Here is a 21,073-nt window from a genome sequence, read left to right as displayed (position 1 = left end):
GCGGCGCCGCTCACCCCACAAACTTTAATCGGCCCGCCGCCGCAACGGCGGGCCGCCAGGCTAGGCTCAGGCCAGCCGCCACAGGGTGAAGGCCACGTCCGGCGTCCAACCGGGGTTGGAACGGTGCGCTTGCAGGCAGCGGTAAAGCTGGCCCTGGTAGCTGACGCCGTCATCCACCTGGTAGTCGTGCTCGTTCAACCACTCCGGAAACTCCGGCTCCGGCCCGCCGCCGCTGGTGCTGGCGCTCACGCTGTTGCTGGGGCCGGAGGCGTGGCCGGCGGCGTCCAGCGCGGTGACGAAATAACGGTAGGCGGTGCCGGGCCGCAGGCCGCTGTCCAGGTAGTTGAGCGCGCTGGTCTCCCCCGCCGGCTGGCCGTCGCGGTGCAGCTGGTAATGCGCCACCGGCTGTTCACCGCCCTGGGAGGCTTCCCAGCTCAGGCTGATGGCGGTGTCGCTGCGGCTGTCCACCTTGAGGTTTTGCGGCGCGCCCGGCCGGTTGCCGCCGCTTTCGCCGTGGATCAGTTCGGCGTAGTCGCGGACAAAGCCCCAGTCGTACGGCCGGCCGCCGGCGTCGCGTCCGGCGTCCCAGTTGACGGACCAGGTCATCAAGCCGCGGATGGGATTGCCGTCGGCGGCCAGGCGGCTGAAGGCGCGGTACACCGCGCCGGGGTCCGCCACATAGCCGGTGGCGGCGGCGTCGTTGTTGGCCGGCAGGCCGATGGCGAACTTGTCCGCCGGAATGCGCAGGAAGCCGCGGCTGCCGTTGATCAGGCTATCGGTCAGGTAATAAAGAAAGTCTTCTTTTTGCTCCTGGTTGTCCTGAGACAGCCAGGCGTTCAGCTCGTCCACCCAGACGCCGTCGCCGCCCTGGTTGTAGTACTGCGGGGCGATGAAGTCGTAATAGCCGTCCAGCGCGGCGAGGTAAGGCGCGTATTTGTCCCCGGTCTTCAGGTAGGGGAATTCCGGCGCCATGCTGATGATGAAGCCGCGGCCCTCGGCGGCGTAATGGTCCTTGACCCGTTTGAGCGCGGCCGGGATCACCGCGCTGTTGTCGGCGGCGGCGATGGCGCTTTGCTCCAGATCGATGTCCAGGCCGTCAAAGCCGTAGGTTTCCACCAGGCGGATGATTTCGTCGGCCAGCGCTTGCTCTTGCCCGGCATGCAGTTCGATGTGGGCGTCCGCGCCGCCCAGCGAGATCAGCACCGCCCGCCCCTGGCGATTGAGTTCGCCCACTTGTTCGCGGAAGGCCTGATCGCTCAGATTGTAGGGTTTGAAAGTGGGAATGCCGGCGCCCTTCATGAAGGCCACCGCCACGATATTGTAGTCGGCCGGGGTTTCCGCCAGCGGCAGGTCCGCGGACTGGCCGCGCTGGTAGCCGTTGCCCGGCTCCGACGGCCAGTTGTGCCAGAAGCCCATCAAGAAGTTGCCCGCGATCTCCGGCATCAATGAGGCGTCGTCGCTCAGCGCGCGCCGTTCCGGCTTGGCGAATTGATTCATCTGCCCTTCCTTTCATGGAGACGACAGCGGCGGCCCAGGCCGCCGCGCCTTGCGCGATGCGCGTCGATCAGCTGAAGTCGAAATCGATCACCTGATAAAAGGCGTTGCCGGTGTCGGCCACTTCCCAGACCGCCAGCACCACGTGATAGCCCTGGCGCTCCGGCAGCCTGACGTTGTGGATGGTGGGGTCCGGCGGCATCAGTTCGGCGCCGTGGGACCAGTACGGCTGGGCGGTCAGTTCCACTTTGTAGAAAGGCTCGGACTCGAACTGGGCGCGGCTCAGCGGCTGATTGGGATTCCAGCCGGGCTTGGTGATGAAGTAGTTCCAGCGCCGGGTCAGGTGGACGGCGTGATAGCTCCAATGGAATTCCTGCGCCTGACCGGATTTGACCGGGTGCTTGTGCCAACGCTCGGCGCTCTGCTCGTCCAGCACCGCGGCGAAGGCCTGGCCGGCGCTGGCGATCTTGCCGTCCGCCGGCGGGGCCACATTGGCCACGTCGTCCGGCGCCAGCGGGTCGCGCAGGCCACCCGCGCCGGCGGGGAAGAATTTGCCGCCTTCCAGGCCGTTGACCTGCCAGCTTTGCAGCGGGCATTGGGCGTTGACGCCGTCCACGCAGAACTGGCCGCGCGATTCCGGCTTGAACACTTGGCCATGGCGCGGCTGTTGGCCAGGCCTGGATTCGACATTGGTGTAGCTCATCAGGATACCCCCGGGTTGATGTCAGGACGGCGGCGTCCGGCGCAAGTCCGTACCGCCCGCCGCCCACATCTTATTATCCCGATGGAATACGCAATGCTGTCCTTTCAGCTGGACACCAATTTCAGCTCATGGTCTAGCAGCCTGGCCAGCCGCCACAAGGCTTGGTCCAGCCGCGCGTTGTCGCCGCTGGGCCGCGCCAGGGCCGGCGCCGGTTCCGCCGCCGCCAGCTGCCGCTCGATGAAAGCGTGGATCCGCGGGCGGCGCGGTCCGCGCATGGTCTCGCCGCAGGCGATCTTCACCGCCAGCAGGCGGTTGATCTCGGCGGCCAGTTCGGCGTCGTCGACGGTGCCGGCGGCCAGTTGGGCGAAACGCGTCGGCGGCATGCCGCGGCCGGCGTCCAGCCAACGCACCGCCAGCAAGGCTCTCAGCACGTACAGGTATTTTTTCAGGCACACGCTGTCGCCCTGCAGATGGGCGTCGAAGTTTTTGCGCGCCATCGCCAGGTAGTGCCAGCGACACTTGAGGTCCGAGCGGAAGTCCGGCGCCAGGCCGCGCAGCAGCCGCAGCGCCTGCGGGTCCGCCCGGTACACCAGCGGCGATTGCAACCATTCGCACAGCGTGGGGTTGGAGCCTTGCAGCAGGCGCAGCGCCTTGCGCAGCTCCCAGCCGCTGATGTCCAGCTCATCGTTGATCGGCAGTTCGATCACGTCGCGCTGCGGCATCACGCGCAAATACCATTCCGGCTCGTGCACGTAGATGAAGCGCACGTCGTAATCGCTGTCCGGCGACGGAAAACCCCAGGCGCGGCTGCCGGATTCACAGGCGTAAAGCACTCGCACCCGGTGCCGTCCTTCCAGCGCGTCCAGTTCGCGCCGCACCCGCTCGCGCATCGCGTCTTCCAGCGGGTGTTGAAATAAAAATTCTCGCATTATCTTTGTCTCCAGCCCTGCCTAGGGGCTTGCTTTAGCTGCTGTTCAATGTCCGCCGCGCGCAGGCCGGACGGCTAGCAAAGAAGCTTAAAAACCGCTCCCGCGCTGGCCCGCCCCGCCGCGCGCCCGATCATGAACCGCCGCTCATCCTTTCACGCACACCACCTGGCGCAAGGTGTGCACCACCTCCACCAGGCTGGACTGCGCCGCCATCACCGCGTCGATGTCCTTGTAAGCCATTGGGATTTCATCGATCACCTCGGCGTCCTTGCGGCATTCCACATGGGCGGTGGCGCGGCGCTGGTCTTCCAGGTCGAAGCGGCGCTTGGCTTCGGAGCGGCTCATCGCGCGCCCGGCGCCGTGGCTGCAGGAACAGAAGGCTTCCTCATTGCCCAGGCCGCGCACAATGAAGCTCTTGGCACCCATGGAGCCGGGAATGATGCCCAGCTGGCCCTTGTGGGCGGCCACCGCTCCCTTGCGCGTCACCAGCACTTCGCGGCCAAAGTGGGTCTCGCGCTGCACATAGTTGTGGTGGCAGTTCACCGCTTCCACTTCGGCGTCGAAGGGCTTGCTTATCACGCCGCGCGCGGCGTCCACCGCCTGGCGCATCATCAACAGGCGGTTTTGGCGCGCGTAGTCCTGGGCCCAGCCCACCGCTTCCACGTAGTCGTCGAAATGACGGCTGCCTTCTTCGAAATAGGCCAGCTCACGGTGCGGCAGATTGGCGATATGCCCGCGCATGTCCGCCTGGGCCAGTTCGATGAACAGATTGCCGATGGCGTTGCCCACGCCGCGAGAACCGGAGTGCAACATGAACCAGACCCGGTCCGCCTCGTCCAGGCACACTTCGACAAAGTGATTGCCGGTGCCCAGCGTGCCCAGGTGAAGGTGGTTATTGGTTTTCGCCAGCTTGGGATATTTGGCCGCGATGGCGTCGAAACCCGGCAGCAGCCGCGCCCAGGCGGCGTCCACGCCGGCCGGCGGCCGCTGCCAAGCGCCTTTGTCGCGGCCGGAGCGGGAGGCGCTGCGGCCGTGCGGCACCGCGGCTTCAATGGCGCTCCGCAAGCCGCCCAGCTGGTCCGGCAGGTCCGCGGCGCTCAAGGTGGTGCGCGCCGCCATCATGCCGCAGCCGATGTCCACGCCCACCGCCGCCGGAATGACGGCGCCCACCGTGGGGATCACGCTGCCTATGGTGGAGCCCTTGCCCAGATGCACGTCCGGCATCACCGCCAGGTGCCGGAAGATGAAGGGCAGTTGCGCGGTTTGCAACAGTTGCTGACGCGCGGCGTCTTCCACAGGCACGCCTTGCGTCCACATCTTGATGGGCGCGCCGTTGGCCGCCAGCAGGGTTTGATAGGGATTCACGGTCATATTCTTGTCTTTCTTTGTGCATATCTGTTTTTAGAGCCGCTAACAAAACCGCGCTGCCTACCTGAGCCAAGGCGCGCCGACGCAGAAAACGAAGTGTCTGCGAAGCGACAGCACCAGTCGTACGACAAGGAGGCGCAACGCAGGATCAGGGGTTCTGTTAGCGGGTCTTAGAACCTGTTCACGATCTCGCGAGCAAGAGCGAGGCAAGGCGAAAACAAGCGAAAAGGCGGAATGTACTCGTGGTACATGAGCATTTTTGAGCTTGTACTCACCGTGCAACGCTTCACGAAGCGCAGCAGATCGTGAACAGGTTCTTAGCGCGCCGCCGGCGCGCTTCGCCCCAAGGCGCGGGCAGGCTTGCGCCGCCGCGCCCGTTCCGCGTATTGCCAGAATCGTGCCAGCTTCATGACAACTTGAAATTAAACATTCAAGCCATTGATTTAACAATAACAATCCTTCCACCCAGGTCCGCGCCGTCGGTTTCGGCAAAACCGTCATCAAGTCTTTTTTGATAAAATAGTCTATTCAATTATCCAAATAGATAATATATGCACGATAGAGTGGCGATTGGTTTCCTGGGCACGGTGCTGGACCGGCGCGGCCACGGCGCCGAGCGCTGGAAGAAATGGCGGCCCTCGGTGGGCATTTGCGCGCAGCCCGACATGCCGCTGCGGCGGCTGGAGTTGCTGCACGACAACCATCATGCGCGGCTGGCGCAGCTGACGGCGCAGGATATCGCCGCGGTGTCGCCGGGCACCGAGGTGCGGCTGCATGCGGTCAATCTGCAAGACCCGTGGGATTTCGAGGAGATGTACGCGGCCTTGCACGACTTCGCCGCGCGCTACGCCTTCGACACCGAGCGCGAGGATTACCTGGTTCATATCACCACCGGCACGCATGTGGCGCAGATTTGCTGGTTTCTGCTCACCGAATCCCGCCACCTGCCGGCGCGGCTGCTGCAAAGTTCGCCGGCGCGCCAGGGCCAGCGCCTGGCCGGCGAGGTCAGCCTCATCGACCTGGATCTGTCGCGCTACGACCAGATCGCGCAACGTTTCCGTCAGGAGAGCGACGACACCGTGTCCTTTCTCAAGTCCGGCATCGCCACCCGCAACACGCGCTTCAACCGCATGATCGAGCAGATCGAACGGGTAGCGGTGCGCTCCGACGCGCCCATCCTGCTCAGCGGCCCCACCGGCGCCGGCAAGAGCCAGCTGGCGCGCCGGCTCTACCAGCTGAAAAAGACGCGTCACCGGCTGGACGGCCGCTTTGTCGAGGTCAATTGCGCCACCCTGCGCGGCGACAGCGCGATGTCCGCGCTGTTCGGCCATGTGAAGGGCGCGTTCACCGGCGCGCACGGCGAGCGCGCCGGCCTGTTGCGCAGCGCGGACGGCGGCATGTTGTTTCTGGACGAGATAGGCGAGCTGGGCCTGGACGAGCAAGCGATGCTGCTCAAGGCCATAGAGGAGAAGCGCTTCTTCCCTTTTGGCGGCGATTGCGAGGTGCACAGCAATTTCCAGCTGATCTGCGGCACGGTGCGGGACTTGCGCCAATGGGTGCGCGCCGGCCGCTTCCGCGAGGACCTGTACGCGCGCATCAATCTGTGGAGCTTCGATCTGCCCGGCCTGGCCGAGCGCCGCGAGGACATCGAACCCAATCTGGAGTTCGAGCTGGCGCGCCACGCCGAGCAGCACGGCCTGCGCGCCCGCTTCAACGCCGAGGCGCGCCGCGCCTACCTCGCCTTCGCTGCCTCGCCGCAGGCGCGCTGGCAGGGCAATTTCCGCGAGCTGTCCGCCTCGGTGACGCGCATGGCCACGCTGGCCGACGCCGGCCGCATCGACGAGGACGGCGTCAGCGAGGAGATCGCGCGGCTGCGTCACGGTTGGCAAGACGAGACGCAGGACGAGGCAAGGGACGAGGCGCTGGCGGCGCTGGACCCGGAGCGGCTGGCGCAGCTGGACCTGTTCGACCGCATGCAGCTGGAAGGCGTGTTGCGCGTCTGTCGCGACGCCGCCACGCTGTCCGAAGCCGGCCGCCGGCTGTTCGCCGCCTCGCGCCAGCTCAAGGCCCAGCCCAACGACGCGGACCGGCTGCGCAAGTATCTGGCGCGCTTCGGCCTGGATTGGGAGCGAGTGCGCCGCCGCGATTTAGGCTGAACGGGCTATTGCCCGCACCCCGCCGCCGGCGTAGCATCCATAAGGTGTAATAAACATATACCTTTAAAGGCGACCACCATGCCGGACCCGCTCTCAGCCGAACAGCAACAGGAAGTGGACTTGGCGCGCAGCTTGCTGCGCCAGGTCATAGACCCGGAAATCGGCGTCAACATCATCGACCTCGGCCTGGTCTATCGCATCGATCCGCAAGCGGAACAGCTGTTGATCGAGATGACCATGACCTCGCCCGCCTGTCCGATGGGCGAAATGATTCTGGACGAGGTGGAGTTCGCGCTTACCCACGGCCTGCCGCCGCAGCGCCGCATCCACGTCAATCTGGTGTGGGAGCCGGCCTGGTCGCCGGAAAGAATGAGCGAGGACAGCCGCCGCCATTTCGGCTGGCAGGCATGAAGGCCCGGCTGCCCTGGCTGGGTCTGGCCGCGCTGGCCCTGCTCTGCGGCGCGCTGGCTGGTCTGGCGCGCCTGGGCTGGGCCGTACCGGCCGCCGCCGCGGCGCTGGCCGGCTGGCACGGCGCGCTGATGATAGGCGCCTTCTTCGGCGGCGTGATCAGCCTGGAGCGGGCGGTGGCCTTGAACCGCGGCTGGGCCTTGCTGGCACCGGCGGCCGCGGGCTTGTCCGGTCTGTGCCTGATCGCCGGCCTGCCGCCGCCGGCGGCGCAGTGGCTGCAAACGCTGGCCGCCGCCGTCTTGCTGGCCGGCAGCGTCCAGGTGCTGCGGCGTCAGGCCGCCGCCTTCACCCTGACCCTGGCCGCCGCCGCGCTGTGCTGGCTGATCGGCGCGCTGGCCTGGCAGCTGGGCGGCGATCTGCAGACGGCCGTGCCCTGGTGGCTGGCCTTCCTGATCCTGACCATTGCCGGCGAACGGCTGGAACTGACCCGCTTGCTGCCGCTGTCTTCCGCGGCCCGACGCGGCTTCGCGCTGGCGGCGCTGACGCTGGGCGGCGGCGCGGTCCTGTCCCTGTGGCGGCCGGACGCCGGTCTGCGGCTGTACGCGGCGGCCTTGCTGGCGCTGGCCGTCTGGCTGCTGCGCCACGACATCGCCCGGCGCAACGCGCGCCAGCGCGGGCTGACCCGCTATATCGCCGTCGCCCTGCTCTGCGGCTACGGCTGGCTGGCCGTCGCCGGCGCATTGGGCCTGGCCGGCGCGTTGCTGCCCGGCCATCCCTGGCGCGACGCGGCCTTGCACGCGGTGGGCCTGGGCTTTGTGTTTTCCATGGTGTTCGGCCACGCGCCCATCATCATTCCGGCGCTGACGCGGCTGAAACTGCCTTACCGCCCGCTGTTCTACGCGCCCTTGGCGGCCCTGCACCTGTCCTTGCTGCTGCGGCTGTACGGCATGCTGGACGGCGCTTTCGCCTGGCGGCGCGCGGCCGGCCTGCTCAATGCGCTGACCCTGCTGTTTTTCATCATCCTGCTGCTGAGCAGCCTGCGGCGCGGCCGCGCGTCGGCGAAGCCAGGCCAGAAAGAAGCCACCTCATGAAGCGACACCCCGCGCTGCTGGAATTGTCCCGCGAACACCACCACGCCTTGAAAATGGCGCGCCAGGCCCGGCTGGCCGTCGAATCCGGCGATCCGGAGCGGCAAACCCAGCTGGCCGCCGCGCTGCGCGCCTGGAGCGCGGAGGCGCTGGAGCCGCATTTCGCGGAAGAAGAAGCGACGCTGCTGCCGCGGCTGGCGCAGACGGAACACGCGGCGCTGGCCGCCCGGGCCTTGGACGAACACCGCCGGCTGCGCGCGCTGATCGCGGAATTGGCCGCGCCGCAAGCGACGACGCTGGCGCGCTTCGCCGAACTGCTGCAAGACCATGTGCGCTTCGAGGAGCGCGAGCTGTTCGAACGCTTTCAGGCAGGTCTCCCGGCCGGCGATCCGCTCAGCTCTTAGAACCGGTTTACGATCTGCTGCGCGTCGTGGATGCGTGACACGGTGGGCCCCCTTTCGAAATGCTCATGTGCCACGCGTACATTCCGCTTTCTCAGCCGTAACGCCTTGTCTCGCCTGAGCTCACGAGATCGTAAACACGTTCTTAAGTCAGATTCCGCGCCATCTGCCGGCGCAACCAATCCAGCACCGCCCGCCGGCGCGGGTCGCCGTCGAAGGGCCGCGACGACAGCAGCACATAGTTGGAGCCGTCCTCGCGAAAACCGGCCGGCGCCGTCAATTGGCCCAGCGCCAGCGCGTCCGCCGCCATATAGAGCGAGGCGATGGCCAGCCCCAAACCGGCCTCGGCCGCCTGCAGACTGAGGTAAAAATGCTCGAAGCGCCCGGCCTCCCCCGCCGCCGCCTCTCCCTGCGCCGCCAGCCAGCGGCTCCACGCTTCCGGCCGGCTGTCCGCATGCAGCAGGGGCAAGGCGCGCCAGTCTCCGCCCGCGGCCTGCAGCCGCGCCGGCGCGCACACCGGCCCCATCCGTTCCCGCGCCACTTCGGCCACGTGGTCGCCCAGGTTCCAGCCGCTGTCGTCGCGGCGCAGCGCCAGGTCGATTCTCTGTGAGGAAAAATCGACTTTCCCGCCGGCGGCGGACAGCAGCAGCTCGATGTCGGGATGTTCGGCCTGGAAGGCCGGCAAGCGCGGAATCAGCCAGCGCATCGCGATGGTGGGTTCGCAGGACAGCCGCAAGGGCGCGTCCGCCTGCCTTTGCGCGCGGGCCGCGCCCTGCTCCAGCACGCGCAGCGCCTCGGCGCAGCTTTGGCGGAAGCTCTCGCCGGCCGCGGTCAGAAACACCGCCCGGTTGCGCCGCTCGAACAGGGCCACGCCCAGCCCTTCCTCCAATTGCTTGACTTGGCGGCTGACCGCGCCGTGGGTCACGCACAGCTCGGCGGCGGCTTTGACGAAGCTGCCGTGGCGGGCGGCGGCTTCAAAGGTGCGAACGGCGGTCAAGGCCGGAATGCGATAGCTCATCTGTGATTTTTCCTCACGCAATGCAAGGACAATAAATCGATTTTCACCGCGCGCCAAGCCCGCGACAATCGCCGCGTCTCCCTTTGAAAGCCTTGTCGCGATGAACGAACTCCTGACCGTAGCCCTGCTGACCCTGCTCGCCGTGATCAGCCCCGGCGCAGACTTCGCCGTCATCACCCGCAACAGCCTGCAATACGGACGCGGCCACGGGCTGCTGGGCGCTTTCGGCATCGCTTTGGGCGTGCAATTCCACGTGCTGTGCGCGCTGCTGGGCGTCAGTCTGCTGCTCAGCCGCACGCCCTGGCTGCTGGCCGGCTTCAAGCTGCTGGGCGCCGCCTATCTGCTCTACATCGGCTACCGCACCTTCGTCCAGCCGCCACTGAGCGCCGGCCCCGCGGATAGGGGCGGCCGGCAGAGCGCCTGGGCCGCGCTGCGCGCCGGCCTGCTGTGCAATGCGCTCAACCCCAAGACTTCGCTGTTCGTGCTCAGCCTGTTCAGCCAGGCGGTCAACGCGGACACGCCGCTGTCGCTGCGCGCGGGCTACGGCCTGTTCATCTCCGCCGCCCATCTGGCCTGGTTCGCGCTGGTGGCCTTGCTGTTCACCCAGCCGCGGCTGCACGCCGGCATGTTGCGCCGTCAGCGCGGCTTGAACCGCGTCATAGGCTGCGCCTTGATCGGCCTGGGCGCCGCGCTGGCGCTGCGCTGAAACCGCCCATTTGTCATCAAACCGGCCCTTTTGTCTGGCAAACTGCCATGCTGTGAACCATCACGCATAACGGACAAGAAATGGTCATACCGGGGACTCTCATCCGCCCGCTGCTGGCGGCGCTCGGCGCATGCTGGGCGCTGACGGCGGCGGCGGCCGACATCAAGGCCTATACCGAGGACCTGCCGCCGCTCAGCTATGTGGAAAACGGCAAGGTCAAGGGCTATGCCGCCGAGGTTTTGCGCCTGGTCGCGGCGGAAGCCGGGCTTAGCCTGGCAATCGAGGTGCAGCCCTGGCTGCGCGCTTACGCCACGGTGCGAAAAACGCCGGACGCGCTGTTGTTCGCCATGGTGCGCACGCCCGAGCGGGAAGCCCAATTCCAGTGGGTGGGGCCGATAGGCCCGCGCCGCGTCTTCCTGTACCGGCTGTCCGCCCGCCGCGACATCCGCCTGAGCGGCGCGGCGGACGCGCGGCGCTATCGCGTGGGAGCGCTGGCCGGCTCCGCCGCCTTCAACCGGCTGGCGGCGCTGGACCCGCGGCGCGAAGGGCTGGACGCCGGCCAGGACGACGCGGCCAATCTGAACAAGCTGCTGCTGGATCGCGTCGATCTGGTGGCGATGCTGGACTGGGCGATGCGTTGGCATCTGGACAAGCTGAAGCTGCCGCCGCGCACGGCGGCGCCGGCCTATTTGCTGGACGGCGGCGGCCAGTACTGGTTCGCTCTCAACCCGGCCGCGCCGCCGCAGCGCGCCCGGCGTTTGCAGCAGGCCTTGAACCGCCTCGCCGCCGACGGCCGGCTGCGGCTGCTGCGCCGGCGCTATCTGGGCGATTGAGAGCCGCGAACAAAACCTCGCAGAGACGCGCCGATGCAGAAAACGAAGTTTCTGCGAAGCTACAGTACCCGTACAACGCAGGATCAGGGGCTTTTGTTAGCGGGTCTAAGAACCTGTTTACGATCTTGCGAGCTAAGGCGAGACAAGGCGAAAAAGCGGAGTGTACATACGGTACATGAGCATTTTGAGTTTGTTTTTAACGCGGTATCGCCGACGCGCAGCAGATCGTAAACAGGTTCTAAGCCGGGTCGAAGCCCGGCGGCGCCAGCTTGTCGCGCAGCAGACGGATTTCGTCGCGGTGCAGCGCGGCCAGCGCCTGCGCCTGATTGCGTCCGGCCTCGGTCAGGTGGATTTCCACCTGCCGCCGGTCCTCGCGGCCGGGCCGGCGCTGCACCAGGCCCAGCTCCTCGCAGCGGCTGACCAGCGCCACCACGCCGTGGTGGTGGGATTGCAGCCGCTCGGCCAGTTCGCCCACGGTGGCCCAGTCGCGGCCCGGATAGCCTTGCACGTGCAAGAGCAGTTGGTATTGCAGCGGCGTCAGGCCGTGGCCGCGGCAGGCGTCTTCGCTGAAACGCAGGAACACGCGCAGTTGATGGCGGAATTCGGACAGGCGTTCAAAATCCGCCTTGCTCAGGATGGGGGAGTCTGGAAAGGGATTCATGCTTGAATTTATATCACATCATGATACATATTGAGAGTATGTTCCGCCCGCCATGCCAGACCCGTCCTCAAGGAGCTTTGCCATGAAACTGAGCCATTATCCGAAGATGCTGTTTTCCAGCCACGGCGGCTGGGACGAGTTGCGCGGGCGCGCGCCGTCGCCGCGCCGCCTGATGTGGAAGCTGGTGCTGCCGTTCTCGCTGCTGCCCGCCCTGATGATTTGCTACGCTGGCCTGGCTCACGGCCGGCTTTACGCCCCCGACGCCGGCATGGAGCGCTGGCTGGCCGCCGCCGCGCTGTTCTTCGTCGCCGAACTGGCCACCGTGCCGCTGATGGCCTGGACGCTGCAAACGCTGGCCGCCAGCCACAAGCTGGCCGCGAGCTTCAAGGATTGCTTCTTGCTGGCGGCCGGCGCGGCGGTGCCGCTGTGGCTGTCCAGCCTGGCCTTGCTGGCGCCGGATCTCGCCTTCAATCTGCTGGGCGCGCTGCTGGGCCTGGCCGCGGCCTTCGCCCTGCTCTACCACGGCGCGCCGGCCATGCTGGGGCTGGAGGAGGAGGTGGAGTCGCAGCACTTCGCGTACAGCGCGCTGTGCGCCGGCGCGGCCGCCTGGGCGCTGTTGCTGGCCTTGGTGCTGCTGCCCTTGTTCGGCGGCTGGTGACTCAGCTGGGCGGCGGCAGCCGCGTCACGGTTTCGATGCGGGCGATGCCGCCCTCGCCGCAATGATGGACCACCGCCACCTTGGCGGCCTGGCCCTCGCGCAGCTCGTCCGGAGACACGCCCAGGTCTTCCGCCAGTTTTTCCAGGGTGACGTTGGGGATCGGGCTGCGTTTCTGCTTGCCGGCGAAGCGCCAGTAGTTGATGCGCGACCACAGCAGCAGACATAGCCCGATCAGCGCGATTTCGAAGCCGTAATCGCGCAGCCTGCCCAGGTGCTCCGGCGCGTCCTGCGCGCGCAGCGCCGCCGGCAACACGTCCCGGCCCCAGATCAGGTAGCCGACATAGGCCAGGGCCGGCAGCCACAGATAGATCCACGCCAGCCAGCACGCCAGGGTCATCAGCCAGGACAGCAGCCGCTGCAAGGCGCTCATATTGTGCGCGGCCTGGATGATCAGGCCGTCTCCCAGCCGGCTCATGCCCTCACCCCCCGGTCCGGGCTGACCCAGCGCGCGCGCTTGCCCTTTTTGCGGAACACCGCCTGCGGGAAGGCCACGATGGTGGTGCAGACGTTGAGCAGCCAGTAAACCAGCGGATACCACACCATCCAGTAGTAGTTCTTGCCCAGCTTGGCGTCGTACTGGCTGTCCATCATCTTGCTGATCATGAATTGCAGCATGCAGGTGCCGCCCAGCACCATGCCGTGCCAGCGCGGAATCAACGGCGTGCCCATCTGGGGCAGCCAGTCGCCCAACACCAGGCTCAGCAGCCAATAGACGATGATGCCGGCCATGGTGTAGGACCACACCACGCTGAGGAAGTACTCGGAATACACCGGCCACATGTGGCGGTGGCGCCAGGTGCGCAGCACCCAGGCGTTGCGCATCAGCGCCTGGGTGCCGCCCTTGGCCCAGCGCAGCCGCTGTTTCCACAGCCCGCGCAGGGTTTCCGGCATCAGAATCCACACCAGCGCGCGCGGTTCGAAGCGCACGTTCCAGTGCTTGAGCTGAAGTTTCCAGCTGATGTCGATGTCCTCGGTCAGCATGTCCTCGCTCCAGTAGCCCGCCTGGTAAACCGCGGTCTTGCGGAAGGCGGTGATCACGCCGGAGACGGTGAACAATCGGCCGTAAGTGCGCTGCGCGCGCTTGATCAGGCCGATGATGGCGGTGAATTCGCCCACCTGCAGCCGTCCCAGCAGGGTGGTGCGGTTGCGGATGCGCGGGTTGCCGGTGACCGCGCCCACGCGCGGCGAAGTCAGGAAATGGCGCATCAGCCATTTGCCCGCGTACGGGTCCAGCAGCGCGTCGCCGTCTATGCACAGCAGGTATTCGTGGCGCGCCAGCGCCAGCGCGGTGTTGAGCCCCACCGCCTTGCCCTGGTTGGTGGCCTGGTGCACCACCCGCAGCCGCGGATGGGCGGCGGCCAGTTCGTCCAGGATGGCGCCGGTGGCGTCCCGGCTGCCGTCGTTGACCGCGATCACTTCGAAGTCCGGATAGTCCAGCGCCAGCGCGTAGGCCAAAGTCTCGCGCACATTGTCTTCCTCGTTGTAGCAGGGCACCACCACGCTCAGCGGCGGATAGTCCAGCGCCGGCGGCTGATTGAGCGGCGGATCTTTTCTTTCGTAGTGGAGGTAGTAATGCACCGCCCCCACCATCCACAGATAAGCCATGAACAACGGATAAAAAAAGGCATATGCCAGCAGCAGTATCAATGCCAGGTTCACAACACTTCTCCTCGCCCCTTGATGCGACGGGTCATCAATCGTCCATGCGGTCTCCCGCCGCCGGCCTTCATTCTTCCGGCCTCGCCGTCAGCGAAAACACTCGCTTGAACGTCTTCAGCCTGGGCTGGTCCTGGAACAGGTCGTCCGGGTAGTAGGCGATGTGCCGCGCGCCCAGGGTGTTGAGTTCGCGCACCGTGGCCGCCAGTTCCGCGGTGGGAATCGGCTTGCGGCTGCGCCAATCGACGGCCTGCAGTTCGAACACGGTTTTTTCCAGCGCGCCGGGTTTGGCCGCCACTTTGTCGAACAGCCGCCGCAGCCAGGCCTTGGGCTGGGCCGCGTTTTCCATATAGGGCATCGCCATCACCGCCACCCGGTCGTAGCGGCTCAGCGCGCTGTCGAAGGACTGGGCGAACCAGGTTTCCGACTCCGGATTGAGCACCACCTCGGCGTAGAGATTGCGCGCGGTGCGCAAATCCGGCTGGTATTGGCGCACCACGGCCGCCAGCTCCATGCTGAAATCGTCCAGCAAGGCGGTTTTGTCGCGCGTCCAGCGCGCCATCTGCTCCGGGTCCGCGCGCACGTCGGCCACGCTGGCGGCCAGGCCCCGCCCTTGCCGCGCCTGCCTCGCCGCCGGGCCGGCGTCTTCGAAGTCGGACAGGGTGGCGTCGTCGTGGAACAGCAGGCCGCTGAAACGCGAGCTGCGCGCCAGGTCTTCGTAAATCTCGCGGATCAGTTGGCGCACCGGCGGCGAATACGGGGTCAGCCGCGCATAGCCCTGCACCTTGGCCTGAGCGCCGCCGCCCTGCTCCGCCAGCACCCGCTCGCCGGCCAGCGGATGGCCGGCCGGCAGCGCGAAGCCCAATAAGGGCATCCAGGCGTAGACCCTGACATTGGCCCGGGTCTGCAATTGCCAGGCGGCGCGGTTGAACAGGTCCGCGCGCATCGGCAGATGGCGGTTGGGGAAATACAGCGCCTGCGCCACGCCGTCGCCGTCGGGATCGGCGAAGGCCTGCAGGTAAACGGTGCTCGCGCCCATGGCCTTGACCCGGTCCAGCAGCCGGCCCAGGTTTTCGTCCTGGCGTTTGGGATCGGGATCGTAGATGTAGTCCAGATCCACGTGCATGATGCGGCTGGGTTCCGGCCGGACGCCGTCCGGCCAGCCGTTCAGCTGCTTGAATTGATAAGCCAGATCGCCCAGATCCATATTGGCGTCCAGCAACACCCGGCGCAGCGAGGACAGCGGGGTGTCGCGGACGTTGATGCCCGCGCCCAGCCCCATGGTCACCGGCATGCCCTCCTGCGCCGCCACCCCCGCCGCTTGCGGCGAGTAGCTGCCGTAGGGCCATACCATCGCCCTGGGCGCCACGCCCAGCCGCGCCTTGAGCAGCGCGCTGTTGCGGCGCAAATCGTCGCGGATGCGCGCCAGATAGGCCGATTCGCTTTCATAGCCGCCGGCGCGGAAGGCGCGGGCGGTCAGCGCCGGTTCCAGATTGCCCTGGGGATTGGCCAATACGCCCAGATGCGAGGCGTAGCTGTGGCTGGCCACTTCCACCAGGCCGCTGGCCCGCATTTCGCGGATCTGCGCCCAGCTCAGGAATTTGCTCCGCCCCGCCACGCCGTCGCCGTAGCTGACCTGGCTGCCCTCGGGCGCTTCCAGCCAGCTGCCCACCAGCGCGATCACGGCCGGCGCCCGGAACAGCTTCAGCACCGGATAGACATTGGTATACACGCTGCGGTAGCCGTCGTCGAAAGTCAGCAGCACCGCCTTGTCCGGCAAGGGCTTGCCGCCGGCGCGGTCGTCCAGCACCTGTTGCAGGCTGACGAAGCTGTAGCCCTGGCCGCGCATCCACTCCATTTGCTTCACCAGCGCGCGGGCGTCCACCGCGAACGGGTCCGAGGCGCCGCTGTCGGTCTTGTCCACCTCGTGGTAGCACAGAATCACCAAGCGCCCGGCCGCCGCTTGCGCCCAGCCGGTCCACAACAGGCAGGCCGTCGTCAGGGCCGCCAGCCATTGTTTCATTTTCATCAGAAGCGCCAATCCAGATTGAGATAAACCTTGTTGCCGGTTTCCGCCTTGCCGTCATAGGGGTGGCGCACCCGGGTGAAGCCGTAACGCAGGCTGCCGCGGCTGCCCCAGCGCCACTCCTGTTCCAACAGCAGCCCCCACACGCCGCCGGCGCCGAAGTCGCGCTGGGTGTAAGTGCCCAGCGTCAGCCCCAGGCGCTGATGCCAGGTGGTTTCGTATTCGCCCCACAGCTTCCATTCCTGCATCGCCGTCACCGAGGCCTCGCCGTCGGCGCGCGGATTGAAATAGCGGGCGGACGTCACCGCGTCGTTGGCGCTGGCCGCCAGCGTCAAAATGGTGTTGAGTTTGTAGCGCGGTCCGCTGACCCAGCGCTGGTCCCAGTTGGCGGACACCGCGCGGCGCAGATTGCCGTCGGACAAGGACAGGGCCTCGGCTTGCAAGGCGTAGCTGCGGTAGTCGTCGGCGCGGTACTGCAGGCTCAGCTGGGTCCGGTTGCCGCGCACATCGTCCAGGCGGCCTTTCAACGGCGCTTCGGCGCTGTTCAATTCAAAGCGCGCGCCCAGCGTCCAATAGTCGTCCGGCGTCCAGTCGTAGCCGGCGAAAGCGCCGCCGCGCCGTCCGCCGTCGATCTGGCCGGTCAGGCCGAATTCGCCTCGCCCCTGCTCGCCCCGCCATTCCGCGCCCATGCCCAGCGCCTCGTAACGGGCCGACGCCGTCTCGTTCACATAACTGGCGCGTTGCAGCTGATGCAGGCCGAACAAGCGCCAGTGGCCGAACGGCGACGAATACAAGCGCGCCGAGCTCTCCCAGGCGTTCTGCTCGCCCGCGCCCTGGCCGCCGCTCAAATCCTTCTTCCCTTCCAGCACCAGCTCCGGCCGCCGTTCCAGCCGGGCGCGCTCCCGCAACTGGCGCACGCCGGCGTTGTCCACGTCCAGTTCGTTCAGCCGTTGCAACTGACGGTCCGCCTCGTCCAACTCCTGCAGGTCCAGCGCCGCGCCGGCCAAGCCGGTCGCCGCCGCTTCCGGCTGGTCCGGTTCGTCCACGCCCAGCCGGGTGAACACGCCGCGCGCCCGCCGCGGCCAGCCGCGCATCAGGGCCAGGCTGCCCTGGTTCTGCCGCAGTTCCGGGTTGAACGAGGCCTCGTCCAGCAGGGCTTCCATCCGCTCCCAGCCGCCGCGGGTGTCCTCCTGATAGGCGGTGACCATCGCGTCCAGCAAGGCCACGCGCTGAAACGCCGGATTGAACACGCGTCGGCCGCTGGCGCGCTCGGTCTTCTGCCGGGGCGTGGCGGCTTGCAAGGCGGCCAGTTCCCGGCGGCAGGCCGCGTGCTGGCCGGACTCCAGCAGGGCGTAGACCAGGCCGATGCGCCAATCCAAGGCCTCGTCCGCCTGCGGCGCGTCGCGCAGCGCCGAGCGGTACAGTTCCTCGGCGCGCAGCGGCTGGCGCTGGTTGAGATAGGCGTCGGCCAAGGCCGCGCGGGCGTACGGCGACCACGCCTGGCCGGCGCTCTGCCGGTCCAGGGCGACGGCCTGCGCCGACAGACCGCGCTGCTGCAGCATTTGCACGCGGTCGTCCGCCGCCAGCGCGGCGAACGGCGGCCGCGCGGCTTCCGGCCGCGCCGCGATGTCCTGATTGAGCTTCAGCGCCGCGTCGGTTTGCGCGTGCCGGCCCGGCCCGCTGTCCTGGCTTTCCTGAATGCGTCCCCAACGGCTCAAGGTCGCCGCGCGGTCGAAATCGATCTGCAAAGCCAGCCGGGGATCCGAGACGGACGCCTGGTCCGCCTGCCATGGTGCGCCCAGGCGCAACAGGCAGCCCAGATAGCTGCGTTCCAGTTCCGGGTCTCCGGGAAAGCGCGTCCGCGCGCGGATCAGATAATCCAGCGCCTGGGTCAGGTCCCCGCTTTGCAGCAAGACGTAAGCGCGCGCGCGGCTCAGCTCCAGTTCGTCGGCCGGCGCGCCGGGCGGCGCGGCGTCCAGCGTGGCCAGCGCGGCGGCGGCCTGTCCGGCTTCGGCCTGGGCCATGGCCAGGCCGGCGCGATAGCCGGCCGCGGGCTGACGCGCCAGCAACACGCGGTACAGCCGCGTCGCTTCCGCCGCGTCGCGCTGATCGCGCGCCGCTCGCGCCAAGCGCGCCAGGGTGTCCGCCGACATCTCGGCCTCATGTCCGGGCAGCAGCCGCAGGGCCTCCGCGCCGCGTCCGCTCCAGCACAGCAGGGTCAGATAATCGTCCAGCAAGGGCGCGGGCAACGGTCCGCGCGCGCGTTCCCGCTCCAATAGCGCCAGCGCCGGCGCGGTCTGCCCCGCCCGGGCCTGGACGATGGCCACCGCGTACTCCGGCTGTTTCCAGACCGGCGTTTCCGCTCCCGCCGCGCCGCCGGCCAACAACAAACCAGCCGCCAGGCTGGTGAATAGATTTCGCGTCATGCTTGGCCCGTCAAGGTCTATCTCAACATCAAGTTACAAGTCATTAAACAGATATTAGATTCCATCCAATTAGATAGCAAATTTTTTTTCTATTTAAATTTGTTATTTAAAATAATCCGCATGAAAAACTACCCGCATTGCATGAAGGCAATATAGCCGTTGGCGCGCGGCTTGCTGGCTTGGCTGAGGTTTCCGTCTGTCCCGCTCAAAATACGCTTGACGTATAATACGTATAACGTACTATATAGCGACAGGCGGCCGCCTCTATCGTCACCCTCCACTTAAGGAAGCACACTAATGGCTATCGAAGTATTGGAATTGCACCATCATGGCTTGCGCATGCCTCTGAGCCTGGTTGAGGCCATGGGCGCGTTTTACCGCGACGTCCTGGGCCTGGACGCCGACGCCGGCCGCTGGCACATCCCCGGGGTGCCCGGGTTTTTCCTGGACCTGGGCAACGACTGCCAGATCCATCTGCTGGGCAACGACGGCGTGTCGCCGTACGCTCAGGGCGCGGATCAGGATCCGGTGGACAATCATGTGGCGCTGGCGGTGCGGGACATCGCCCAGGCGGAGGCGGAATTGCTGCGGCAAGGCATCGCCCACTGGCGGCAGGCCAACGTCGCCGCGCCGGAATTGACGCAGTTGTTCCTGCGCGATCCGGCCGGCCACCTGATAGAGCTGCACCAGATCGGCCATTGCCGCTGCAAGGCCAGCGACCGCGCCCGCGCGGACGCCTTGGCGGCGGCCGGCGCTCAGCCCAGCGCGCCGCGCTGAGAAAGCGGCCTCAGTCCGCTTTCAGCCGGCACCACACTTTGGCGAGCAAAGGCCAAAGCGCCGCGCATTCGCTCTCGTCCAGCGCCTCGGTCAGGCGCTGGCAGGCGCGCCAGAAGCCCGGCAGCGCCTGTCTCAGCAGTTCCCGGCCGGCTTCGGTCAGGCTCAGCCCCAGGCTGCGGCGGTCTTCGTCGCGCAGTTGCCGTTGCAACAGGCCGCGCCGTTCCAGCCAGTCCAGCTGGCCGGTGACGGTGGAGCGGGTCACACCCAGATAATCGGCGATCGCCGACGGGGTCAGCGGCCCGTTCCGCCACCAGCCCTGCTCTTGCAGCGAAAACAGCATCAACACGTTCAGCTTGCTCTCGGTCACGTCCAAGGCCTGCAAATCCGCGTTCACCGCGCCCAGCACGTCGTCGCTCAGCCACAGCAGCAGCAGGCCGAGCCCGGCGCGGGTCCGGCTCACCTCCTCGCCGGCGCTGTGCGCCAGCAATTGCAAATGAGGGGCGATGGCCGGCTCCAGTTCGCGCGCGGCGGAAGAATCGGACGGGGAAAGAGGGGCGGTGGCGTCGGCGGACATGGCTTCAAGACATTGAGGAGGAATCAAACCCGCGGCGGGCCTTGCCGGCCGCGGAAGCGAGGGCAGCGCGCGGCGCTCCCGCGGCTATCATAGTGGCCGGCCCGGCGCGACGCAAACGTCCGCCGGGCCCGGCCGCTCAGGGCGCCGGCTTCCAGGCGGACTTGCTGGCCGCCTTCTTGAAGATCTCGCGGTTGCGGTCCGTGGCCGGCGGCTCGGAGTCGCCGAAAATCGCCCGCATCCAGTGGCCGTCGGTGGGATTGGGCATCAGGATGAATTTGCGGCCGAACAGCTCGCGGTCCTCCTCCATCAAGCGCGCGCGCTCGTCCACATCCTTCACATAGTATTTGCGCTGAAAATCATTGAGATTGTCGCCCAACATCGCCACCACATGGTATTGGGCGGCGATCTCCTTCTGCCGCGGCTCCTTGTTGGAGCTGTCGCGCAGAATGGTCACATGCTTTTCGTCGACGAAGGGAAAACCGGCGGCCCGCAGATTGCCCAGCGCGTATTCATAGGTCTTGTCGCCCTGATCGCGGCTGCTGACGTAGAACACTTCCACGCCCTGGGATTGGGCGTAGTTGAAGAAGTCCAGCGCGCCGGGCGTGGCGGTCAGCTTGTTTTCCGGAATCCATTTGTCCCAGATCGCGTCGTCGAAGAAATCCCGGTCCTGCTGGATCAGATAGCCCCAGTAATTGACGGCGTTGAGCACGGTGTCGTCGATGTCGGTGATCACCGCCAGCGGTTTGTCGCCGGGCTTGCGCGCCGCCAGCGCCTGATCCAGCCGCATCCGCGCCAGATTGAAAGCCTGATGGTAGAGCGCGCGGTATTCCGCCGCGGTCTGCTTCCAGGCCGCGGCGGCGATCAGCAGATTATTGCCGCCGTTGCCGGACGGGCCGTTGCGATTGTCGGCCTCGGCGGCCTGCGCGCCGTGTCCTACGCTGAGCGCGCACAAGGCGGCGATGGCCGCGCGGCTGAGCTTGTTCATGGAGATCTCCTTTGTCGTTTGGTCTTGTCCAGGTTCCGGTCATGCCGGAACCTGGACAATCTACCCTGAGACGACCTGGCTTTGAACCTGTTTATGATCTCGCGAGCTCAGGCGAGACAAGGCGTTTTCAACGCCGTATCGCCGAC

Annotated in this window: 20 protein-coding genes; 8 read left to right on the top strand and 12 right to left on the bottom strand. The window is 66.9% G+C overall.

The window, feature by feature from the left end; genetic code table 11:
• Positions 1 to 66: 66 nt before the first annotated feature.
• The 4 genes from JC616_RS24560 to JC616_RS06785 form a co-directional block, all read right to left on the bottom strand.
• Positions 67 to 1,497 (bottom strand): carbohydrate-binding protein, encoded by a 1,431-nt coding sequence (locus JC616_RS24560; RefSeq protein ID WP_319792923.1) that lies wholly within the window; start codon positions 1,495 to 1,497, stop codon positions 67 to 69.
• A gap of 67 nt (positions 1,498 to 1,564) precedes the next feature.
• Positions 1,565 to 2,197, bottom strand: coding sequence for a lytic polysaccharide monooxygenase auxiliary activity family 9 protein (locus JC616_RS06795; RefSeq protein ID WP_107799917.1), 633 nt, complete (start codon positions 2,195 to 2,197; stop codon positions 1,565 to 1,567).
• 104 nt (positions 2,198 to 2,301) lie between these two features.
• Positions 2,302 to 3,126: a nucleotidyltransferase domain-containing protein gene (locus tag JC616_RS06790; protein ID WP_227107391.1), complete on the bottom strand. Its 825-nt coding sequence runs from the start codon at positions 3,124 to 3,126 to the stop codon at positions 2,302 to 2,304.
• Positions 3,127 to 3,270: 144 nt separating this feature from the next.
• Complete coding sequence (locus JC616_RS06785) at positions 3,271 to 4,497, bottom strand: RtcB family protein (RefSeq protein ID WP_227107389.1); 1,227 nt, start codon at positions 4,495 to 4,497, stop codon at positions 3,271 to 3,273.
• 548 nt (positions 4,498 to 5,045) lie between these two features.
• Here JC616_RS06785 and rtcR point away from each other — a divergent pair.
• The 4 genes from rtcR to JC616_RS06765 all read left to right on the top strand — a co-directional run bounded on the left by rtcR (position 5,046) and on the right by JC616_RS06765 (position 8,550).
• Positions 5,046 to 6,650: an RNA repair transcriptional activator RtcR gene (gene rtcR, locus JC616_RS06780; RefSeq protein WP_227107387.1), complete on the top strand. Its 1,605-nt coding sequence runs from the start codon at positions 5,046 to 5,048 to the stop codon at positions 6,648 to 6,650.
• 78 nt (positions 6,651 to 6,728) lie between these two features.
• Positions 6,729 to 7,061: a metal-sulfur cluster assembly factor gene (locus JC616_RS06775; protein WP_107799924.1), complete on the top strand. Its 333-nt coding sequence runs from the start codon at positions 6,729 to 6,731 to the stop codon at positions 7,059 to 7,061.
• Positions 7,058 to 8,149, top strand: a complete 1,092-nt coding sequence (locus tag JC616_RS06770) for a hypothetical protein (protein ID WP_227107385.1) — start codon at positions 7,058 to 7,060, stop codon at positions 8,147 to 8,149. The genes JC616_RS06775 and JC616_RS06770 overlap by 4 nt, the downstream gene beginning before the upstream one ends.
• Positions 8,146 to 8,550, top strand: a complete 405-nt coding sequence (locus tag JC616_RS06765) for a hemerythrin domain-containing protein (protein ID WP_227107383.1) — start codon at positions 8,146 to 8,148, stop codon at positions 8,548 to 8,550. The genes JC616_RS06770 and JC616_RS06765 overlap by 4 nt, the downstream gene beginning before the upstream one ends.
• Before the next feature lie 142 nt (positions 8,551 to 8,692).
• Here JC616_RS06765 and JC616_RS06760 read toward each other — a convergent pair whose 3' ends face one another.
• Positions 8,693 to 9,565, bottom strand: coding sequence for a LysR substrate-binding domain-containing protein (locus JC616_RS06760; RefSeq protein ID WP_227107380.1), 873 nt, complete (start codon positions 9,563 to 9,565; stop codon positions 8,693 to 8,695).
• Between the two features lie 100 nt (positions 9,566 to 9,665).
• On the opposite strand from JC616_RS06760, the gene JC616_RS06755 reads away from it, so the two are divergent.
• Both JC616_RS06755 and JC616_RS06750 read left to right on the top strand, forming a co-directional pair.
• Entirely contained in the window at positions 9,666 to 10,271 is a 606-nt protein-coding gene (locus JC616_RS06755) for a LysE family transporter (RefSeq protein WP_227107379.1), read from the top strand.
• 80 nt (positions 10,272 to 10,351) lie between these two features.
• Entirely contained in the window at positions 10,352 to 11,104 is a 753-nt protein-coding gene (locus JC616_RS06750) for a substrate-binding periplasmic protein (protein WP_227107378.1), read from the top strand.
• Positions 11,105 to 11,342: 238 nt separating this feature from the next.
• Here JC616_RS06750 and JC616_RS06745 read toward each other — a convergent pair whose 3' ends face one another.
• Positions 11,343 to 11,765 carry a MarR family winged helix-turn-helix transcriptional regulator gene (locus JC616_RS06745; RefSeq protein ID WP_107799930.1) on the bottom strand — a complete coding sequence of 141 codons (423 nt, stop codon included), beginning with the start codon at positions 11,763 to 11,765 and terminating at the stop codon, positions 11,343 to 11,345.
• An 82-nt stretch (positions 11,766 to 11,847) separates the two neighbouring features.
• Here JC616_RS06745 and JC616_RS06740 point away from each other — a divergent pair, with 82 nt between their 5' ends.
• On the top strand, positions 11,848 to 12,423 hold the full coding sequence (locus tag JC616_RS06740; protein WP_158274302.1) for a YIP1 family protein: 576 nt from the start codon (positions 11,848 to 11,850) through the stop codon (positions 12,421 to 12,423).
• Between the two features lies 1 nt (position 12,424).
• Here JC616_RS06740 and pgaD read toward each other — a convergent pair whose 3' ends face one another.
• From pgaD to pgaA, 4 genes are all read right to left on the bottom strand, one after another.
• Positions 12,425 to 12,898, bottom strand: coding sequence for a poly-beta-1,6-N-acetyl-D-glucosamine biosynthesis protein PgaD (gene pgaD, locus JC616_RS06735; protein WP_227107377.1), 474 nt, complete (start codon positions 12,896 to 12,898; stop codon positions 12,425 to 12,427).
• Positions 12,895 to 14,142: a poly-beta-1,6-N-acetyl-D-glucosamine synthase gene (pgaC, locus tag JC616_RS06730; RefSeq protein ID WP_227107376.1), complete on the bottom strand. Its 1,248-nt coding sequence runs from the start codon at positions 14,140 to 14,142 to the stop codon at positions 12,895 to 12,897. Before pgaC ends, pgaD begins: the two co-directional genes overlap by 4 nt.
• A 67-nt stretch (positions 14,143 to 14,209) precedes the next feature.
• Entirely contained in the window at positions 14,210 to 16,168 is a 1,959-nt protein-coding gene (gene pgaB, locus JC616_RS06725) for a poly-beta-1,6-N-acetyl-D-glucosamine N-deacetylase PgaB (RefSeq protein ID WP_227107375.1), read from the bottom strand.
• Positions 16,168 to 18,591, bottom strand: coding sequence for a poly-beta-1,6 N-acetyl-D-glucosamine export porin PgaA (gene pgaA / locus JC616_RS06720; RefSeq protein ID WP_227107374.1), 2,424 nt, complete (start codon positions 18,589 to 18,591; stop codon positions 16,168 to 16,170). The genes pgaB and pgaA overlap by 1 nt, the downstream gene beginning before the upstream one ends.
• A gap of 297 nt (positions 18,592 to 18,888) precedes the next feature.
• On the opposite strand from pgaA, the gene JC616_RS06715 reads away from it, so the two are divergent.
• Complete coding sequence (locus JC616_RS06715; protein ID WP_227107373.1) at positions 18,889 to 19,368, top strand: VOC family protein; 480 nt, start codon at positions 18,889 to 18,891, stop codon at positions 19,366 to 19,368.
• Positions 19,369 to 19,378: 10 nt separating this feature from the next.
• Here JC616_RS06715 and JC616_RS06710 read toward each other — a convergent pair whose 3' ends face one another.
• Positions 19,379 to 19,942 (bottom strand): MarR family winged helix-turn-helix transcriptional regulator, encoded by a 564-nt coding sequence (locus JC616_RS06710; RefSeq protein ID WP_107799936.1) that lies wholly within the window; start codon positions 19,940 to 19,942, stop codon positions 19,379 to 19,381.
• A 136-nt stretch (positions 19,943 to 20,078) separates the two neighbouring features.
• A complete protein-coding gene (locus JC616_RS06705; protein ID WP_107799937.1) occupies positions 20,079 to 20,927 on the bottom strand; it encodes a 5'-nucleotidase, lipoprotein e(P4) family in 849 nt (282 codons plus the stop codon).
• Between the last annotated feature and the right edge of the window lie 146 nt (positions 20,928 to 21,073).

This window comes from Chromobacterium rhizoryzae, assembly GCF_020544465.1.
Taxonomy (GTDB): domain Bacteria; phylum Pseudomonadota; class Gammaproteobacteria; order Burkholderiales; family Chromobacteriaceae; genus Chromobacterium.
Note: the sequence above shows the minus strand (reverse complement) of the source record. Positions and strands in the feature narration are given on the sequence as shown.

Bases quoted from the DNA above. Each gene is read 5' to 3' on its own strand.
- JC616_RS06770 (WP_227107385.1), top strand. From the start codon at position 7,058: ATGAAGGCCCGGCTGCCCTGGCTGGGTCTGGCCGCGCTGGCCCTGCTC.
- JC616_RS24560 (WP_319792923.1), bottom strand. From the start codon at position 1,497: ATGAATCAATTCGCCAAGCCGGAACGGCGCGCGCTGAGCGACGACGCC.
- JC616_RS06705 (WP_107799937.1), bottom strand. From the start codon at position 20,927: ATGAACAAGCTCAGCCGCGCGGCCATCGCCGCCTTGTGCGCGCTCAGC.
- pgaA (WP_227107374.1), bottom strand. From the start codon at position 18,591: ATGACGCGAAATCTATTCACCAGCCTGGCGGCTGGTTTGTTGTTGGCC.
- JC616_RS06755 (WP_227107379.1), top strand. From the start codon at position 9,666: ATGAACGAACTCCTGACCGTAGCCCTGCTGACCCTGCTCGCCGTGATC.
- JC616_RS06745 (WP_107799930.1), bottom strand. From the start codon at position 11,765: ATGAATCCCTTTCCAGACTCCCCCATCCTGAGCAAGGCGGATTTTGAA.
- pgaB (WP_227107375.1), bottom strand. From the start codon at position 16,168: ATGAAAATGAAACAATGGCTGGCGGCCCTGACGACGGCCTGCCTGTTG.
- JC616_RS06750 (WP_227107378.1), top strand. From the start codon at position 10,352: ATGGTCATACCGGGGACTCTCATCCGCCCGCTGCTGGCGGCGCTCGGC.
- JC616_RS06775 (WP_107799924.1), top strand. From the start codon at position 6,729: ATGCCGGACCCGCTCTCAGCCGAACAGCAACAGGAAGTGGACTTGGCG.
- rtcR (WP_227107387.1), top strand. From the start codon at position 5,046: ATGCACGATAGAGTGGCGATTGGTTTCCTGGGCACGGTGCTGGACCGG.
- JC616_RS06785 (WP_227107389.1), bottom strand. From the start codon at position 4,497: ATGACCGTGAATCCCTATCAAACCCTGCTGGCGGCCAACGGCGCGCCC.
- JC616_RS06765 (WP_227107383.1), top strand. From the start codon at position 8,146: ATGAAGCGACACCCCGCGCTGCTGGAATTGTCCCGCGAACACCACCAC.
- JC616_RS06760 (WP_227107380.1), bottom strand. From the start codon at position 9,565: ATGAGCTATCGCATTCCGGCCTTGACCGCCGTTCGCACCTTTGAAGCC.
- JC616_RS06740 (WP_158274302.1), top strand. From the start codon at position 11,848: ATGAAACTGAGCCATTATCCGAAGATGCTGTTTTCCAGCCACGGCGGC.
- JC616_RS06790 (WP_227107391.1), bottom strand. From the start codon at position 3,126: ATGCGAGAATTTTTATTTCAACACCCGCTGGAAGACGCGATGCGCGAG.
- pgaD (WP_227107377.1), bottom strand. From the start codon at position 12,898: ATGAGCCGGCTGGGAGACGGCCTGATCATCCAGGCCGCGCACAATATG.
- JC616_RS06710 (WP_107799936.1), bottom strand. From the start codon at position 19,942: ATGTCCGCCGACGCCACCGCCCCTCTTTCCCCGTCCGATTCTTCCGCC.
- JC616_RS06715 (WP_227107373.1), top strand. From the start codon at position 18,889: ATGGCTATCGAAGTATTGGAATTGCACCATCATGGCTTGCGCATGCCT.
- JC616_RS06795 (WP_107799917.1), bottom strand. From the start codon at position 2,197: ATGAGCTACACCAATGTCGAATCCAGGCCTGGCCAACAGCCGCGCCAT.